The organism is Burkholderia stagnalis (assembly GCF_039848545.1).
Classification (GTDB): domain Bacteria; phylum Pseudomonadota; class Gammaproteobacteria; order Burkholderiales; family Burkholderiaceae; genus Burkholderia; species Burkholderia stagnalis.
In genome coordinates this window covers 218672-233989 of the sequence record NZ_CP156687.1, presented here as the reverse complement: position 1 = coordinate 233989, position 15318 = coordinate 218672, and the positions used below count along the sequence as shown (strand labels likewise).

Annotated in this window: 19 protein-coding genes; all 19 read right to left on the bottom strand. The window is 72.0% G+C overall.

Annotated features, from left to right (window positions below; translation table 11 throughout):
• Positions 1-46: 46 nt before the first annotated feature.
• Positions 47-823 carry a ferredoxin--NADP reductase gene (locus ABFO07_RS31735; protein ID WP_059806472.1) on the bottom strand — a complete coding sequence of 259 codons (777 nt, stop codon included), beginning with the start codon at positions 821-823 and terminating at the stop codon, positions 47-49.
• Positions 824-849: 26 nt separating this feature from the next.
• Positions 850-1749, bottom strand: coding sequence for a formyltetrahydrofolate deformylase (gene purU, locus ABFO07_RS31730; RefSeq protein WP_185642566.1), 900 nt, complete (start codon positions 1747-1749; stop codon positions 850-852).
• 89 nt (positions 1750-1838) lie between these two features.
• The gene (locus ABFO07_RS31725) at positions 1839-2549 is read right to left on the bottom strand and encodes a hypothetical protein (RefSeq protein ID WP_059883351.1); all 711 of its coding nucleotides are present in this window, start codon (positions 2547-2549) and stop codon (positions 1839-1841) included.
• Complete coding sequence (locus ABFO07_RS31720) at positions 2546-2839, bottom strand: acyl carrier protein (RefSeq protein ID WP_059564917.1); 294 nt, start codon at positions 2837-2839, stop codon at positions 2546-2548. Before ABFO07_RS31720 ends, ABFO07_RS31725 begins: the two co-directional genes overlap by 4 nt.
• A 44-nt stretch (positions 2840-2883) precedes the next feature.
• Positions 2884-3348: a 3-hydroxyacyl-ACP dehydratase FabZ family protein gene (locus tag ABFO07_RS31715; protein ID WP_059921112.1), complete on the bottom strand. Its 465-nt coding sequence runs from the start codon at positions 3346-3348 to the stop codon at positions 2884-2886.
• Entirely contained in the window at positions 3345-3782 is a 438-nt protein-coding gene (locus tag ABFO07_RS31710; RefSeq protein ID WP_347469888.1) for an acyl-CoA thioesterase, read from the bottom strand. Before ABFO07_RS31710 ends, ABFO07_RS31715 begins: the two co-directional genes overlap by 4 nt.
• Before the next feature lie 48 nt (positions 3783-3830).
• Positions 3831-4571: an SDR family NAD(P)-dependent oxidoreductase gene (locus tag ABFO07_RS31705; protein ID WP_347469887.1), complete on the bottom strand. Its 741-nt coding sequence runs from the start codon at positions 4569-4571 to the stop codon at positions 3831-3833.
• Positions 4568-5737, bottom strand: coding sequence for an acyl-CoA dehydrogenase family protein (locus tag ABFO07_RS31700; protein WP_059564921.1), 1170 nt, complete (start codon positions 5735-5737; stop codon positions 4568-4570). The genes ABFO07_RS31705 and ABFO07_RS31700 overlap by 4 nt, the downstream gene beginning before the upstream one ends.
• Before the next feature lie 37 nt (positions 5738-5774).
• Positions 5775-6701: a diiron oxygenase gene (locus tag ABFO07_RS31695; RefSeq protein WP_059564922.1), complete on the bottom strand. Its 927-nt coding sequence runs from the start codon at positions 6699-6701 to the stop codon at positions 5775-5777.
• Between the two features lie 31 nt (positions 6702-6732).
• A complete protein-coding gene (locus ABFO07_RS31690) occupies positions 6733-7542 on the bottom strand; it encodes an aldolase (RefSeq protein WP_059564923.1) in 810 nt (269 codons plus the stop codon).
• Positions 7543-7554: 12 nt separating this feature from the next.
• On the bottom strand, positions 7555-8271 hold the full coding sequence (locus tag ABFO07_RS31685) for a TenA family transcriptional regulator (RefSeq protein WP_347469886.1): 717 nt from the start codon (positions 8269-8271) through the stop codon (positions 7555-7557).
• 3 nt (positions 8272-8274) lie between these two features.
• Positions 8275-9273, bottom strand: coding sequence for an alpha/beta fold hydrolase (locus ABFO07_RS31680; protein WP_347469885.1), 999 nt, complete (start codon positions 9271-9273; stop codon positions 8275-8277).
• 4 nt (positions 9274-9277) lie between these two features.
• Positions 9278-10207, bottom strand: a complete 930-nt coding sequence (locus ABFO07_RS31675) for a beta-ketoacyl synthase N-terminal-like domain-containing protein (protein ID WP_059960480.1) — start codon at positions 10205-10207, stop codon at positions 9278-9280.
• A complete protein-coding gene (locus ABFO07_RS31670) occupies positions 10204-11424 on the bottom strand; it encodes a beta-ketoacyl synthase N-terminal-like domain-containing protein (protein ID WP_059960478.1) in 1221 nt (406 codons plus the stop codon). Before ABFO07_RS31670 ends, ABFO07_RS31675 begins: the two co-directional genes overlap by 4 nt.
• On the bottom strand, positions 11421-11729 hold the full coding sequence (locus tag ABFO07_RS31665) for an acyl carrier protein (RefSeq protein ID WP_196482100.1): 309 nt from the start codon (positions 11727-11729) through the stop codon (positions 11421-11423). The genes ABFO07_RS31670 and ABFO07_RS31665 overlap by 4 nt, the downstream gene beginning before the upstream one ends.
• A gap of 44 nt (positions 11730-11773) precedes the next feature.
• A complete protein-coding gene (locus ABFO07_RS31660; protein WP_059907250.1) occupies positions 11774-13234 on the bottom strand; it encodes an MFS transporter in 1461 nt (486 codons plus the stop codon).
• A gap of 17 nt (positions 13235-13251) precedes the next feature.
• Positions 13252-13587 (bottom strand): ferredoxin FdxA, encoded by a 336-nt coding sequence (gene fdxA / locus ABFO07_RS31655; protein WP_017335602.1) that lies wholly within the window; start codon positions 13585-13587, stop codon positions 13252-13254.
• A gap of 46 nt (positions 13588-13633) precedes the next feature.
• Complete coding sequence (locus ABFO07_RS31650; RefSeq protein ID WP_124479392.1) at positions 13634-14755, bottom strand: C45 family autoproteolytic acyltransferase/hydolase; 1122 nt, start codon at positions 14753-14755, stop codon at positions 13634-13636.
• The gene (locus ABFO07_RS31645) at positions 14730-15317 is read right to left on the bottom strand and encodes a GNAT family N-acetyltransferase (protein WP_059564931.1); all 588 of its coding nucleotides are present in this window, start codon (positions 15315-15317) and stop codon (positions 14730-14732) included. Before ABFO07_RS31645 ends, ABFO07_RS31650 begins: the two co-directional genes overlap by 26 nt.
• Between the last annotated feature and the right edge of the window lies 1 nt (position 15318).

The following is a 15318-nucleotide window of genomic DNA, read 5'->3' as shown; positions in this document are numbered from 1 at the left end:
CGCCCCTGTCAGCCGCGCAGGCAACCCACCCTCGCCCGACCGCCGTTTACTTCTCGACGAACGCCCGCTCGATCACATAATCCCCCGGCTCGCCCTGATGCGGCGACACCTGCAGCCCACGCGCGTCCAGCAGCTTGCCGAGATCGGCGAGCAGCGACGGGCTCCCGCACAGCATCGCGCGATCGTCCTGCGGCGACAGCGGCGGCACCCCGATATCCTCGAACAGCTTGCCGCTCTCGATCAGGTCCGTGATGCGCCCGCGGTTGTGATACGGCTCGCGGGTGACCGTCGGGTAATAGATCAGCTTCTCGCGCAGCAAATCGCCGAGGAATTCCGTGCGCGGCAGCTCGTCGCGGATGAAATCCGAATACGCGAGCTCGCTGACGAGACGCACGCCATGCACGAGCACGACCTGCTCGAAGCGCTCGTACACCTCCGGATCCTGGATCACGCTGAGAAACGGCGCGAGCCCGGTGCCGGAGCCGAACAGGTAGAGCCGGCGGCCGGGCTTCAGGTCGTCGAGCACGAGCGTGCCGACGGGCTTGCGCGACACCAGCAGCTTGTCGCCGGGCTGCAGGTGCTGCAGGCGCGACGTGAGCGGCCCGTCCTGCACCTTGATGCTGAAGAACTCGAGATGGTCGGCGTGCGCGGCGCTCGCGATGCTGTACGCGCGCGTGAGCGGCCGGCCGTCGACTTCGAGGCCGATCATCACGAAGTGGCCGCTCGAGAATCGCAGGCTCGGCGGGCGTTCGGTGCGCAGGCTGAACAGCGTGTCGTTCCAGTGATGCACGTGCAGCACTGTCTGTTCTGAAAAAGCGGACATGTCGGCCTCGGCGACTAAGAAAAGGATTAACGGAACACGACGGTCTTGCCGCCGTTCATCAGCACGCGATGCTCGCAGTGCCACTTGACCGCGCGCGCGAGCACGACGGATTCGATGTCGCGGCCGATCGCGGCCAGCTCGCGCGGGCCGGCCGCGTGGTCGACCCGCTCGACGTCCTGCTCGATGATCGGGCCTTCGTCGAGATCGGTCGTCACGTAGTGCGCGGTCGCGCCGATCAGCTTCACGCCGCGGTCGAACGCCTGGTAATACGGCTGCGCGCCCTTGAAGCTCGGCAGGAAGCTGTGATGGATGTTGATCGCGCGGCCGTGCAGCAGCGCGCACATCTCCGGCGACAGGATCTGCATGTAGCGCGCGAGCACGACCAGCTCGACCCGCTCGCGCTCCAGCAGCGCGGCGATGCGCGCCTCCTGCGCGGGCTTGCCGCCGTCGGCGTCGGACATCGGCAGGTGATGGAACGGCAGCGCGAAACGCGCGGCGAGCGCGCCGAGCTCCGCGTGGTTCGACACGATCGCGACGATGTCGATCGGCAGCTGCCCCGACATCTGCCGGAAGATCAGGTCGTTCAGGCAGTGGCCCTCGCGGCTCGCGAGGATCGCGACGCGCGGCCGCCATTGCGCGTCGTGCACCTCGACGTCCATCCCGTACGCGATGCGCAGGCCGTCGAGCAGCCGCACGAGCGTGGTCGCGTCGGCGACGGCGGCGGGCGCGTCCACGTGCACGCGCATGAAGAAGCGGCCGTGCACGCGCTCGCTGCCCACGTCGCCGAACTGCTGCGCGTCGACGATGTTGCAGCCGGCCTCGAACAGCGCGCGCGACACTGCGTAGACAACCCCCCGGCTGTCACGGCACGACAGCCGCAGCACGTACTCGCGGTTGGCGGCGCCCGCCGGCGCGGGTTCACGCAGCCGCGCGAGCAGGCGCGCGGCCTCGGCGCCGTCCGGGGAGGATCGGCCCGCGTCCGGCGCGCCGACGTCGATCAGGGATTCGCTGGTCTTCACAAGTTGTTCTCCGCAAAACCGATGCCGATCGGCACCACCATGCCGGCGAGCGGCAGATCGTCGCGCGCGATCCACGCGGTGAGCGCGTCCGCGACGGCCTCCGCGGACGACGGCCGGAACCGCAGCGCGAATGCTTTCAGGCCATCGCGCGCGGCGTGCCACGCTTCAGGCTCGGCGGCCTCGGCCACCGGCTGCAGGTGCGCGGCGTTCACGCGCACGCCGAAGCGCAGCATCTCCTTGCCGAGGCTCTTCAGCGCGGCGTGCCGCGCACGCACGTCGATCGGCAGCGCGCCGGGCGCGGTGTCGAGGTAGTAGCCGACGCTGTCGTCCTGCGTGAGCGCCCAGATCTGCGCGCCGTCGCCGCGCCGCATCGCGACGGCGGCCGCCGCCTGCAGCGTCGCGAGGAACGCGCCGAGCCGTGCGTCGACGCCTTCCGCGAGCGCGTCGAACGGATCGTCGTCCGGTGCGGGCTCGCGCGTGTCGCGCGGCTGGCCGAACACGATCCGGTCGAACGGCCCGTACGTGTCGTTCCAGTCGTCGAGCGCGCCGGCCGGATCCGCCGCGCGGACGACGCGCGCGGCCGGCGGCGCTGCGTCGCCGTCGCCGGCGACGTGCGCGACGACCTGCAGCCCGGCGTCGGCGAGCGACGCGCACAGCGCATGCTCGACCGGGCCGTGCGCGTCGATCACCAGCACGCGCGCACTCAAGTGGTGACCTGCGGCAGATGGTCGATGACAAGTTCCGCCAGGCCGTCGACGCTGTTGCGCGCGCCTTCGATCAGCTGCCGGTTCAGCACCGGCAGCTTCACGCTGAAGCGGCGTTCGAGCGCGACCTGCAGGTCGAGCACGTCGAGCGAGTCGAGCGCGAGCCCGTTGTCGAGCAGCGCGGTGTCCGCGCCGATCGAGCCCGGCGCTACGCCGGCCACCGATTCGAGCGCGGGCAGCAGTTCCGTCCTGATCACGTCGATCACCTGGTCCTTCGTCCATGGCTGGCTCATTTGCATCTCCGTTTGCGTTGAATGCCCGGCGCGCGCCGGGCGGGTTACTGCGTCAAATAAATGGTCACGGTGGCGCTCATGCAGCGCACGCCGTCGCGCAGCACGGTGGCGTCGAACGTCGCGATGCCGCCCGCGCGCGGCAGCGCGCCGTCGGCGCCCGCGCGCACGTGCGCCTCGATCGCCTGGGCCGGCCGCACCGGCTGCAGGAAGCGCGCGTTGCGCACGCCCACCAGATGGCAGCGCGCCTCGCCGCCCGCGAGATGGCCGACCAGCAGGTTGGCCGTCTGCGCGACGAATTCGATCAGCACGACGCCCGGCACCAGCGGATCGCCGGGAAAGTGCCCGGCGAACCACGGCTCGTCGGGCTGGAACGTGCGATGGCCGACGATCGCGGCGCCGGCGGCGTCCACCTGCGCGTGATCGACGAACAGGAACGGCGCGCGGTGCGGCAGGCAGCGCAGCACGTCGGCGGCGTCGAGCCGCGTGCCGGTATCGATGGCGGCCGTCATGCGCTTGCTCCGGCAGGCTGCGCGACGTACGGCGCGAGGCAGTCGATCAGCTCGGCCGGATGCGGCACCGCGCGCCGCGTCGCGCGATCGACGGCGACCATCTCGATCGTGATCTGCGCGACCGGCGCGCCGTCGCGCGTGACGTCGGTCACCCACACCGAGCGCGACACCGTCACGCTCGCGATCCGCGCGCGCAGCGTCAGCGTGTCCTCCAGCCATGCGCTCGCGTGGTACACGGCCTCGACGCGGCGCACGATGAACAGCGCGCCGTCCTCCGCGAGCCGCGCGAACGAATAGCCGGCCGCGCGCATCAACCGGTTGCGCGCGCGCTCGGCCATCTCGATGTAGCGCGCGTGATAGACAATGCCGCCCGCGTCGGTGTCGGCGTATCCCACTTCGTAATGGAGCGTCGTGTCGTCTTCGTCAATCCGCATGGTGCGATTCCGTTGCTGTCTTGCTGAATACAGGGCCCGATGTCCGGGTCATCGATTGAAGCCGCCGTCGACGCGCAGCGTCGTGCCGTGCACGTAGCCGGGTTCGAGCAGGAACTGCACGGCCTGCGCGACCTCGTCCGCGCGCCCGACCCGCTTCGCCGCGCTGCCGCCGACGATGTGCGCGGTCATCGCGGGCGTGAGCGCCGCGATCATGTCGGTCTCGATGAAGCCCGGCGCGACCGCGTTGGCCGCGAGCCCGGCGTCGCCGTAGCGGCGCGCGAGCCATTGCGTGAAGCCGATCAGCCCGCCCTTGCTCGCCGCGTAGGCGACCTGCCCTTCCTTGCCGACCACGCCGCCGAGCGACGCGACGTTGACGACCGCCGGCCGCTGCGCCTTCAGCAGGTGCGGCAGCGCCGCGCCCGTCACGCGAATCGCGCCGAGCAGGTTGGTGCGCAGCACGTTCGCGGTGCGTTCGCGCGCGAGCGTGACGAACGGCGCGTCGTCGACGATGCCCGCGTTGTTCACGAGCGCATCGAGCCCGCCGAAGCGCGCGGCCACGTCGGCGACGAGCGCGCGGCACGCGTGCGGCGCGGTGATGTCCGCCTGCAGCACCGCGTGCTCGACGCCCGCGCTCGCGAGCGTGTCGGTGAGCCGCGCGCCGGCCGCGGCATCGCCGCGATACGACGCGGCCACCCGCCAGCCGGCCGCCGCGAGGCGCCGCACGATCGCGAGGCCGATGCCGCGCGTGCCGCCCGTCACGAGCACCACGCGCCCCGCCGGCGCGTTCATGCGCGCGGGCGCGAGACGCTGCCCGCGATCACGATCTTCTGGATTTCCGACGTGCCTTCGTAGATGCGCAGCGCGCGCACCTGCCGGTACAGCTGCTCGGGCACCGAACCGGCGACGAGGCCGGCCGAGCCGAACAGCTGCACGGTGTCGTCGACCACCTTCGCGACGCCGTCGGTCGCGTACAGCTTCGCCATGCTCGCGTGCGCGGCGACGTCGGTCACGCCGGTGTCGAATTCCCACGCGGCGCGCGCGACGAGCAGCGCGGCCGCATCGGCGAAGGTCGCCATGTCGGCGAGCTTGTCGATGGTGAACTGCTGCTGGATCAGCTTGCCGCCCGCGACCTGGCGCTGGCGCGTCCAGTCGAGCGACGCGGCGAGCGCGCGCCGCGCGAAGCCGAGCGCGGCCGCGCCGACCGTCACGCGGTACAGGTTCAGGATCTCCATCGCGTAGCGGAAGCCCGCGCCGGACGTGCCGATCAGCGCGTCGGCCGGCAGCGCGACGCGATCGAACGTCAGGCTCGCGAACGCGCGCGGCGCGACCAGCTCGATCTCGCTCGCCGCGAGCCCGGGCGACGTGGCGGGCACCGACAGGAAGCTGAGGCCGAGCCCGCCGGGCCCGTCGCCGGTGCGCAGCAGCACCGAATGATGATCCGCGATCGTGCCGTTCGACACCCAGGTCTTGCGGCCGTTGATCGCATAGCCGTCCGCCGTGCGCTCGGCCGCGACCGTCATCGCCGCGAGGTTCGAGCCCGTCTCGGGCTCCGACAACGCGAGCGAGCCGACCGCGGTGCCGTCGCGCAGCGCGCCGAGCCACGCGGCCTGCTGCGCGGGCGCGCCATACCACGCGATCGGCGCGGCCGCGAGCCCCTGGATCGTGAATGCGAAGTCGACGAGATCGTCGAGATACGACAGCGCCTCGCGGATCAGGCACAGGCTGCGCACGTCGGGCCGCGTGCGGCCCGGCGCCGGATCGACCGCGTAGCGCAGCCAGCCGTGCTCGCCGAGCAGGCGCGTGTACTTGCGGCCGCGCTCGGACGGGTTCAGGTGCGCGTACTCGCGCGGCAGGTACGCATGCGCGTCGACCCATGCTTCGAGGTCGGCGGCGAGCGTGCGGTGGGCCGCGTCGTAGAACGGCAGGTTCAGGATCGAGGCATCGAAAATCTTCATACGGCTCCAGGCAGGGCGTGTTGGTCGAAGGCGCGCATCAGGCGAACGAGAACGGCGCGGCGATGCCGAGCTCGTCGAACAGGCTGCCGAGCGTCGCGTAGTCGCGGTTCAGCCGCACGCCGCGCGTGCGCGCTTCCAGGCGCGCGAGAATGCGCTCGCGCCCCGGCACGTCGAGGAATTCGAGGATCGATTCCCACGCGCTCGCGTCGGGCGTCGTGTAGACGTCGAGCGCGGCGGCGATCTCGTCGCGGAACGTCTGCTGCCCGTCGGCGTCGAGCGCGCGGTACACCGACGCGACGATCTCGTGGAACGCGGTGCTGTGCGCGGCCTCGTCGCGGCGGTGCATGTCGGTGTTGATGCGGTTCAGCGGCTGGATCGTCGTGTCGTTCGACACCTGGTTCAGGTACGCGTTGATCGACATCTCGGCCACCGACGCATACGCGAGCCGCACGATCGCCGCATGGTGCGCGTCGCGCGCCTGCGCGAGGCGTTCGCGCTGCCCCGCGCCGACGCGCGGCTCGGGCATCGTGTAGCCGTCGAGCGCATGCCGCTCGCGTGCGCAGTGGCACACGTCGAGGCACATCAGGATGTGGAACTGCTCGTCGACCTGCACCTGCGCGAGCACCTGCTTGAGCTGCGCATCGCCCGCGCCCGGCAGGCGGCCCTTCAGCAGCAGGCTGCACAGCGGCTGGACGATCTCGTCCTCGAGGTACATCGCCTTCTCGTTGTAGGCGACCCAGGCGGCGCCGAGAAAGCGCAGCTTCTGCGCGTCGGTCAGCTTGACGAAATCCTCGTCGTCCCAGAACGGCACCATCGACACCGGGAATTCCGGAATCGTGTCGTCGCAGTACTGCGTGAGGTCGAGCCGTTCCTGGCGCACCGCGACGCGGTGGTTCCAGCTCGCGCCGAGGCGTTCGACGACCTTCTGCGTGAAGCGCGCATCGTGATTGAGCGTCGTGTACATGTGTGTATCGGTTGTCCGTGAATGGCGGCGCTCACGCGAACGCGAGCGGGCCGAACGCGCGGCGCTGCTCGGCGTCGAGCGAGCGCAGCAGGCGGCGCGCGAAATAGAAGAACGACGCGCGCGAGCGCGTGTCCTGCAGGATCCAGTCGTGCGCTTCGCGCGCGAGCGCCGGATCGATGTCGACGATCTCGCCGGCCGCCTCGGCCAGCAGCTGCAGCCGCGCCGCGCGCTCGCACTGCACCGCGACCACGCACGCCTCCTCGACCGAGCGGCCGACTACGACGATGCCGTGGTGCGCGAGCAGCACCGCGCGCCGCTGGCCGAGCGCGCCGGCGATCAGCTCGCCCTCGCTGTTGCCGACCGGCAGCCCCGGCCATTCGGGAAGATGCGCGACGTCGTCGTACAGCATGCACGCGTCCATCTGCGACACCTTCAGCGAGCGCCCGATCATCCCGAGCGCGCACAGGTGCGGCGGGTGCGTGTGCACGATGCACTGCGCGTCGGGCCGCGCGCGGTAGATCCACGTGTGGAAGCGGTTCGCGGGGTTCGCCATCCCGTCGCCGTCGAGCACGTTCAGATCCTCGTCGACGGTCAGCACGTTCGCATCGGTCACCTCGTCGAAGCCGAGCCCGAGGCGCTGCGTGTAGAACGTGCCGGGCGCCTCCGCGCGCGCGGTGATCTGCCCCGCGAGCCCGGAATCGTGCCCGTGCGAAAACAGGATCCCGCAGGTGAGCGCCACCTTCTGGCGCACCGTGGCGTCGAGCGAGGCGAGATGCGTGCGCATCTCGCCCTGCGCGCGCGCCACGAGCGTCGCCTTGTCCATCGTCAGCGTGTCGGCCATTACGTCCTCGCGTTACTGGATCGTCTCGAGCTGCGCGGCCTGCGCAGCCTCGCGCTGCGCGAAACCGGCCTCGATCGAATCGAAGAACGCCAGGCGCGCGTCGACGAGCGCGTAGCCGGCGCTCAGCATCGCGGGGATCTGCTCGGGGTCGCGCTGCGCGATGTCGACCATGATGTCGCGCATCGTCTCCGCGTGGCCGTCGTCGCACTCGACGTGGATGTGGAAGAACGACAGCGTCGGCGCGGCGACGCCGTGCCGCTCGAAGCCCTTGATGATGTCCGCGTAGACGGTCGGCACCAGCGCCTCCGCGCCGAGGCACAGCGCGGCGAGGCCGCGCGACGCGTCCGGGTGGCGGCAGTGGTCGAACATCGCGTCGATCAGGCGGCGCGTGCCGATCAGCGGCTGCGCGCCTTCCGTCGTCAGCCCGAAGTGCTCGAGCATCGCGCGGTATACGAGGCTGTGCGGCGTCTCGCTGTCGTCGGTCAGGCCGAGTTCCTCGCACAGGTTGCCGGCGAGCTTCAGCACGTCCGCGTTGTTCGGCAGGTTCGCCATCAGCGCGCACAGGTAGCGCGTGAAGTAGCTGCTGTAGAGCCCCTGCTGGACGAGAAACAGCTTCAGCTCGTCGAGCGGCACGTCGCCTTCGCGGCAGCGCGCGAGAAAGGAATGATCGCGAATCCGTTCGACCAGCTCGGCCTTCGCTTCTTCCAGCACGGTCAGATGCATCTTCATCGGTCACTGCTCCTTGTCAGATTGATCGTTCGCTTGCGGCGCGGCCCGGCCGCTACCGCCGTCGTTCAGGAAGGCCGCGACCCGGTCCTGCAGCGCGCGGCTGGTGTATACGCCGAAATGGCCGGCGTCGTCGATCGTCTCGAGCGTCGCGCCGGCAAGCGCGTCCGCCACGCCGCGCGACGTCGCGGCATGAATCACGTCGTCGCGCGCGCCGTGCAGCACGAGCGCGGGCAGCGCGAGGCGGGCCAGGCGCGCGGCCCAGTCCTCGCGCAGGCACGCGGCCTGCATGGCGGCGTAGCGGCAGATCGATGCGTCGTCGCCGAACGGCAGCCCGTTCAGCGTCGCGAGCTGGTAGTCGAGCGAGCCGTCGTCGACGCGCCGCGCCTGGTTCAGCAGCACCCGCACGAGCCCCGCGTACGCCGCGCCGCCGTCGGCGATGCGCTGCCACAGCGGCAGCACGGATTTCTGGTACAGCGTGCGCTCGGTGACGCCCGCGACTTCCATCGACGGGCTCACGATCACGAGCCGCCCGGCGGCCAGCAGGCGCTCGTCGAGCGCGTACGCGGCGATGTTCGCGCCGGAGCAGTACGCGACGATTGCCGCGACGTGCCCGTTCGCGCGCCCGTTCGCATGCCCATCCGCGCCGCCGAGCGCGGCGAGCACGTCGGCCGCGTCCTGCGCATGCCGCGCGAGCGACAGGTCGGCCGCCTCGCCGCCGCCATCGGGCAGCCCGCGCGATTCCCACAGGATCACGCGGTGCCGCTCGGCGAGGCGCGCGGCCAGCGGCGCGACGAACGCGGCGGACACGCCGAGCGCGTTGACGACGAGCACCGTCGGCGCATCGCGGTCGCCCGCTTCGAACGCGGCGAGCGGCACGCCGTCGCTTGCGGTCACGGTGTGCGCCGCGAGCCCGTCGAGCGGGCGCAGCGCATCGAATGCGCGCTGCCGCGCATCGAGGTAAGGCAGCGCCGCACGCGGGCGCGCTTCGATCAGATCGGCCATCGCTTCACTCCGGAATCGGTTGGTTGTCGACGACCACGCACGTGGCGAGCGTGCCGAGGCCTTTCACGACCAGCGCATGCCGGCCAGGGGCCCACGCGCCGGCCAGGCCGGCCGCGAGCGCGACGGGCGCGCTGGCGGCGAGCCGGTCGATCGCGCCCGGCGCGCCGGGGCGCACGACGTGCACGGCCGGCGCGGCATCGGCTCCGTCGCCCGCCACGCCGTGCAGCGCGGCCGCGATCAGCGCCGGAAAGCCGCGCGCCTGCGCCGCGTCGAACGCGTCGTCGTCGAACGCCTGCTGCGACCAGCCGACGATCCGGCCGAGGTCGCCCTGCTGTGGCTCGCCCCCCGCGAGCCACAGCAGGCCCGCGCCGGGATGCAGCGCGCGGGCGTCGGCGAGCGGCGCGTCGGCGCGCGCGACGTAGCGGGCGCTCGGCAGGTCGAAGCCGCCCGCGCACACCGCGTCCGCGTGGCCGGCCGCGATCTGCCGGCACGCGCCGACGATCGCGTCGAGCCCGGCCTGGTAGCCGAGGAAGGTCAGGTTCGGGCCGCGCCAGTCGAACAGCGACGCGACGATCGCGGCGGTCGCGTTCGGCAGGCCGGTCGCGTACCACGACGGCGTGACCTGCGCGAAACCTTCCGCGCGCACGGTGCCGAGGCATTGCTCGGCAACGTCGATCGCGCCGAACAGCGTGCCGAAGCTCACGCCGATCCGGCCGGCCGGCGTGGCGCGGTCGGTTTCGCCGAGCGCGGCGCGCAGCCGCTCGGCGGCGGCCAGCGTCATCCGCGCCTTCACCGGCAGCGGGCCGACCTTGCGCGAGCGGCGCTCGGCGTGCAGGTGCGCATCGGTCAGCACGCCGTCGGCGGCGGGCACGATCGCGGCGGCCGCCGCGATCCGGAACGCGCGGCGGGGCGCGCGGGGCGTCACGGCGCTCATGCGCTCGCCTCCTCGTAGGCGCGTGTGGCGTCGGCGACGACCATCACGCAGTTGTTGCCGCCGAAGCCGAATGCGTCGACCAGCACGCTGTCGCCCACCAGCGGCAGGCCGTCGCCGTCCGCGATCCGCGCGTCGCCGAGCGCGTCGTCGCGCACGTCGAGGTTCGCGGTGGGCGGCAGCCGCCGCCGCGCGAGCGCAAGCGCCGCCGCGACGAGCGAGAACGTGCCGGCCGCCGCCTGCGGATGGCCGAGCGTCGACTTGATCGACGTGACGGGCGGCAGCGCGTCGTGGCCGAAGGTGTCGGCGAACGCGCGGCGCAGCGCGGCGATTTCGGCGCCGTCGTTGGTCGGCGTGCCGGTGCCGTGCGCGAACACGCCGCCGAGCGCATCGGCGCACACGCCGCTCGCCGCGAGCGCGGCGGCGATCGTGCGCGCGACGCCGTCGACGTCGGGCGCGGTCGCGTGGGCCGCGTCGCAGCCCGACGCGTAGCCGGTCACGACCGCGCGGATCGGCGCGCGGCGCGCGAGCGCCGCGTCGAGCGGTTCGAGGCACACGCACGCGGCGCCTTCGGACAGCACCACGCCCTGCCGGTTGCCGCTGAACGGCCGGCAGCGGTCGCCGGTCGCGACGCGCAGCCCGTTGAAGCCGCAGATCGTGTATTCGAGCAGCACGTCGACGCCGCCCGCGATCATCACGTCGGCCTCGCCGGCCAGCAGCGCGTCGATCGCGAGCGCCGGCGCGAGCAGGCCCGACGAACAGGCGGTGGACAGCACCGCGAGCGGGCCGCGCCAGCGCCCGTCGCGGCCCGGCAGCACCGCGCTCGCGTCGAGGTCGGCCGTGCGCGCGGCGTCGCCGCCGTGCGCGCCGACCAGGCGGTTCTCCGCCACTTCGACGCCGGCCGTGGTCGTGCCGAGCATGCAGCCGATCCGCAAGTCGCCGAGCGCGTCGGCCAGGCCCGCATCGGCGAGCGCGTGGCCGACCGCGTGGCGCGCCAGCGCGGCCGCGCGGTTCTCGACGCCGGACCAGGCCGGTTCGAGCCCGCGCCATGCCGCCTCGGGCACCGCGATCACGTTGTCGGCCGGATAGCCGGCGAGCGGCCGCTTCGGCCACGGCCCGTTCAGCACCGCGCGCGATTCCAGCGCGCGCCACAGCGCGTCGGGGGTCGCGCCGGCCGGCGACAGCACGCCGAAGCCGGTGATGGCGATCGGGGTCGTCATGACGCGTCCTTCCCGGCCTCGCCGGCGGCAAGCGCGTCGACGATGCCGTCGACCAGCGACGCGAGCGACAGCCCGACCAGCCGCTCGGGCGGAAACGCGATCGCGTGCTGCAGCTGGCAGCGCACGACCAGGTCGATCAGCTCGACCGACGTGAAACCCGCGTCGACGAGCGGCAGGTCGGCGTCGAGCGCGTCCGGCGCAACGTGCAGCGTCGCCGCGAGCGTCGCGCGCCATTCGGCGAGCAGCTGCGCGCGCAGCGGCTGCGACGCGACGGCGGGTTCGGGGATGAGCGATTGGGCGTCCACGGAGCAATCCTTGTTGGTCGTCGGGTTCGTCGATATCGGAAACATCACGCGGGCTGCGCGGCCGCGGCCGGGCTGCGCACGGTGGCCAGGCGCAGCGAGCACGCGATCGCCACCAGCGCGAGCGCGCCGATCGCGAACGTCACGTCGGCGATCGCATGCGCGGACGCCACCTTCTCGCCCGGCGCCGCGACCGCGAGATAGATCGCGCCGAGCGCGGCCACGCCGATCACGATCGACAGCTGCACCGACGTCGTGACGAGGCCGCTCAGCGCGGGCGCGTGCTGCGGCGACGTGCGCTGCGTCATCTGGTTGACCGTGGTGCCGAACGTGAGCCCGTGGCTGGCGCCCGCGCAGAACAGCAGCGGCACCATCACCGCGGCGATCCAGCCGGCATGGCGCGCGGTCGCGCCGAACGCGAGGTTCGCGGCCACCATCGCCACCAGCGCGACGGCCGGCGTGAAGCGCAGCAGGCGCGCGGGCAGCTTCGACCAGCTCACGTTCGAGATGCCGAAGCCGAACGCATACGCGGCGAACACGAAGCCCGAGATCATCGGCGAGTAGCCGAGGCCGGTCTGCAGGTACAGCGCGCACGCGAACAGCCAGCCGCCGTAGCCGACGAAGCCGATCGACACCACCGCGAGCCCCGGCCGGATGCCCGTCGCGAGCACCGCGTCGAGGTTCAGCAGCGGGCTGCCGCCGCGGTTCGCGAGCGCGCGCTCGAAGCGCAGGAAGGTCGCGACGCCGATCACGCCCGCTGCGAGCGACGCCCAGACCCACGCGGCCCAGCCGACGTCGTGGCCGAACGTGAGCGGCACGACGATCAGCAGCATCGCGCCCGTCAGCAGCGCGACGCCGATCAGGTCGAGCTTGCGCCGCTCGGGCCCGGCGAGCGCCGGCAGCACCGAGCGCGCGCTCGCGAGCAGCACGATGCCGATCGGCACGTTGATCAGGAAGGCGGGCCGCCACGACAGCCCGGCGAAGTCGGCGGTGATGATCACGCCGCCGAGCGCCTGGCCCGCGGTCGAGCCGAGGCCGAGGATCATCGAGTAGAAGCCGATCGCGCGGGCCCGCGCGCTGCCCTCGTAGCTGCGCTGGATCAGCGACATCACCTGCGGCACCAGCATGGCCGCGCCGACGCCCTGCGCGATGCGCCCGACGATCAGCAGCCACGTGCTCGGCGCGACGCCGCACGCGAGCGACGACACGGTGAAGATCGCCAGCCCGATCACGAACAGGCGGCGGTAGCCGTAGTCGTCGCCGAGCCGCGCGCCGGTGATCAGGAACACCGCGTATGCGAGGATGTAGCCCGCCACGACGAGCTGCAGCAGCGCGCCCGAGATGCCGAGGTCCGCGCGCAGCGCGGGGGCAGCGACGTTCACGATCGACGTGTCCATCGCGGCCATCCCCTGCCCGATCAGCAGCAGCGGCAGCATGCGGCGGTGCGGCGCGGCGTGCGCGGGCGCCGCGTTCACGGCGCCGGCCCGGTCGATTCCAACATTCGACATAACGATCCTTTCGTGGCTTACGCGATCGCGTCGCGCTTCAGTTGCTCGAGCTTGCCTTCGACGTCCTTCCACGCGGCCGCGTCGGGCATCGCCGGCTTGCGGATCGTGATGGTCGGCCAGCTCTGCGCGAGCTCGCGGTTCAGGCTCGCGTACAGCGATTGGCTCGGGTCGAGCGCGACGTCCTGCAGGATCGCGCCGACCGGGCATTCCGGCTCGCACACGCCGCAGTCGATGCATTCGTCCGGATCGATGACGAGAAAATTCTCGCCCTCGTGGAAACAGTCGACGGGACACACTTCGACGCAGTCGGTGTGCTTGCAGTTGATGCAGTTCTCGGTGACGACGTAGGTCATCGGGGTTCTCCGGTGGGGACGGGAATCGGTTTTAGGTTCGTGACACTCAGTGCTGCGTCGCGGGCGGCGCGCCCGCCCGGCCGCGGACGTGCAGCGCACGCCGCGCGGGAAACATCGCGACCGACGCGACCGTGCATTCGCGGCGGATGTCGCCGGTCGGCACGACTTCGATCGGCGGCTCGCCGAGCAGCGCGAGGCAGGCCGCGGCGTCCGCATCGGCCGGCAGGCTTGCGAGCCCGCCAAGGCACGCGTCGAGCCGCCGCTGCGACGACGTGCGCGCGAACGGGTTCAGCGCGTCGTCGGCCGCGAACGCCGGGTGCAGGAAGTGGTTCGTATGCGCGTGCTCGGCGCCTTCGATCACGATCAGCGAGTCGGGCACGTATTCGACGGTGACGACGCGCTGCGCATCGGCGATCGTCAGCGAGCGCGAACTCGCGAGCGGCAGCCGGCGCAGCGTGTCGACGCATTCGTCGACGCTCGCGCAGGTATCGAGCAGATGGCGGATCGCGAGGTAGCCCGGAATGCCCGGCCGCCATTCGCCGCCGAGCACGAGGTTCAGGCCGATCGCCACGCCGTGGCTGTTGATCCCGAGATAGCCGAGCAGCCCGGTGAAGCTGACGAGCGCGACGTCCGCGGCGCCGCTGCCTTCGTGCGCGATCTCCAGCACGCTCAGCTCGCTCGCCATATCGCCGTTCAGGTCGATGGTCTGCGCGATCACCGCCTGCCCGTTCGCATGCCGCGCGAACGTCGTGCAGTCGCCGCGCGCGGCCGCCGGAATCCGCTGGAAGCCCGTCAGCTCGCGGCGCAGTTGCAGCAGGTACGCGTCCTCGACCGTGATGCCCGCGCCTTCCGCGAGCCCGTGCACTTCTTCCGCGAGATCGGGCAGTTCGCGCTCGATCACCCGCGCGTGCCGCTCGACGAGCGGCGCCAGCTCGCGCAGCCGCGCGGCCGTGACGAGCGGCGCGAGCCGCGCGATGCGATCGGTCAGGAAGCCCTGGATCGCATCGCGCAGCGCCGCGCCATGCTGGCGGCCGATCTCGCGACGGCTGCCGGCCAGCCGCACGCGGCGGGCCGGATCGACGTCGGCGTCGATCGCGAACCGCGCGTCGCGCGACGCGTCGGCGGGCACGCCCGGCGCCGGATCAGCGAAAGCGGGTTGCACGGACATCGGGCCACTCCGCTTTCAGGATGCTGTAGTAGATCGCGTCGCGGCGGCGGCCGCTCGGCATGAAGTTGAAGCTGCGCATCACGCCTTCCTCGGTCGCGCCGATCGACTTCAGGCCAGCGCGCGCGCGCGAATTCAGCACGTCGGTCTTGAATTCGACGCGCTCGCAGCCGAGCTCGCTGAACGCGTATTCGAGCAGCAGCCCCTTGGTCGCGCGGTTCACGGCGGTGCCGCGATACGGCGCGCCGAGCCACGACCAGCCGATCTCCAGCCGGCGGTCGGCCGGCGCGAGATTGCCGAACGCCGTCGTGCCCGCGAAGCGGCCGCTCGCCTTGTCGATGATCGCGAACACGACGCGCGTGCCCGCCAGCGAATCGGCGATCGCGCGCTCGAGGAACGTGACCAGGCTCGGCTCGTCGTGCACGACCGACACCATGTAGGTCCAGCTGTCCGGGTCGTACGCGATCTGCGCGAAGCCTTCCTTGTCGTCGATGCCGATGCGGCGCAGCTTCACGACGTCGTTCTCCAGCGTCGCGTTCAGGATGTTCGGGATGTTCCAGGTCATC

Excerpts from the sequence above, each read along its gene's own strand:
- ABFO07_RS31645 (WP_059564931.1), bottom strand. The coding sequence starts at position 15,317 with ATGACCTGGAACATCCCGAACATCCTGAACGCGACGCTGGAGAACGAC.
- ABFO07_RS31700 (WP_059564921.1), bottom strand. The coding sequence starts at position 5,737 with ATGAAGATTTTCGATGCCTCGATCCTGAACCTGCCGTTCTACGACGCG.
- ABFO07_RS31680 (WP_347469885.1), bottom strand. The coding sequence starts at position 9,273 with ATGGCCGATCTGATCGAAGCGCGCCCGCGTGCGGCGCTGCCTTACCTC.
- ABFO07_RS31735 (WP_059806472.1), bottom strand. The coding sequence starts at position 823 with ATGTCCGCTTTTTCAGAACAGACAGTGCTGCACGTGCATCACTGGAAC.
- ABFO07_RS31705 (WP_347469887.1), bottom strand. The coding sequence starts at position 4,571 with ATGAACGCGCCGGCGGGGCGCGTGGTGCTCGTGACGGGCGGCACGCGC.
- ABFO07_RS31695 (WP_059564922.1), bottom strand. The coding sequence starts at position 6,701 with ATGTACACGACGCTCAATCACGATGCGCGCTTCACGCAGAAGGTCGTC.
- ABFO07_RS31710 (WP_347469888.1), bottom strand. The coding sequence starts at position 3,782 with ATGCGGATTGACGAAGACGACACGACGCTCCATTACGAAGTGGGATAC.
- ABFO07_RS31690 (WP_059564923.1), bottom strand. The coding sequence starts at position 7,542 with ATGGCCGACACGCTGACGATGGACAAGGCGACGCTCGTGGCGCGCGCG.
- ABFO07_RS31715 (WP_059921112.1), bottom strand. The coding sequence starts at position 3,348 with ATGACGGCCGCCATCGATACCGGCACGCGGCTCGACGCCGCCGACGTG.
- ABFO07_RS31720 (WP_059564917.1), bottom strand. The coding sequence starts at position 2,839 with ATGAGCCAGCCATGGACGAAGGACCAGGTGATCGACGTGATCAGGACG.
- ABFO07_RS31685 (WP_347469886.1), bottom strand. The coding sequence starts at position 8,271 with ATGAAGATGCATCTGACCGTGCTGGAAGAAGCGAAGGCCGAGCTGGTC.
- ABFO07_RS31660 (WP_059907250.1), bottom strand. The coding sequence starts at position 13,234 with ATGTCGAATGTTGGAATCGACCGGGCCGGCGCCGTGAACGCGGCGCCC.
- ABFO07_RS31650 (WP_124479392.1), bottom strand. The coding sequence starts at position 14,755 with ATGTCCGTGCAACCCGCTTTCGCTGATCCGGCGCCGGGCGTGCCCGCC.
- ABFO07_RS31675 (WP_059960480.1), bottom strand. The coding sequence starts at position 10,207 with ATGAGCGCCGTGACGCCCCGCGCGCCCCGCCGCGCGTTCCGGATCGCG.
- ABFO07_RS31670 (WP_059960478.1), bottom strand. The coding sequence starts at position 11,424 with ATGACGACCCCGATCGCCATCACCGGCTTCGGCGTGCTGTCGCCGGCC.
- fdxA (WP_017335602.1), bottom strand. The coding sequence starts at position 13,587 with ATGACCTACGTCGTCACCGAGAACTGCATCAACTGCAAGCACACCGAC.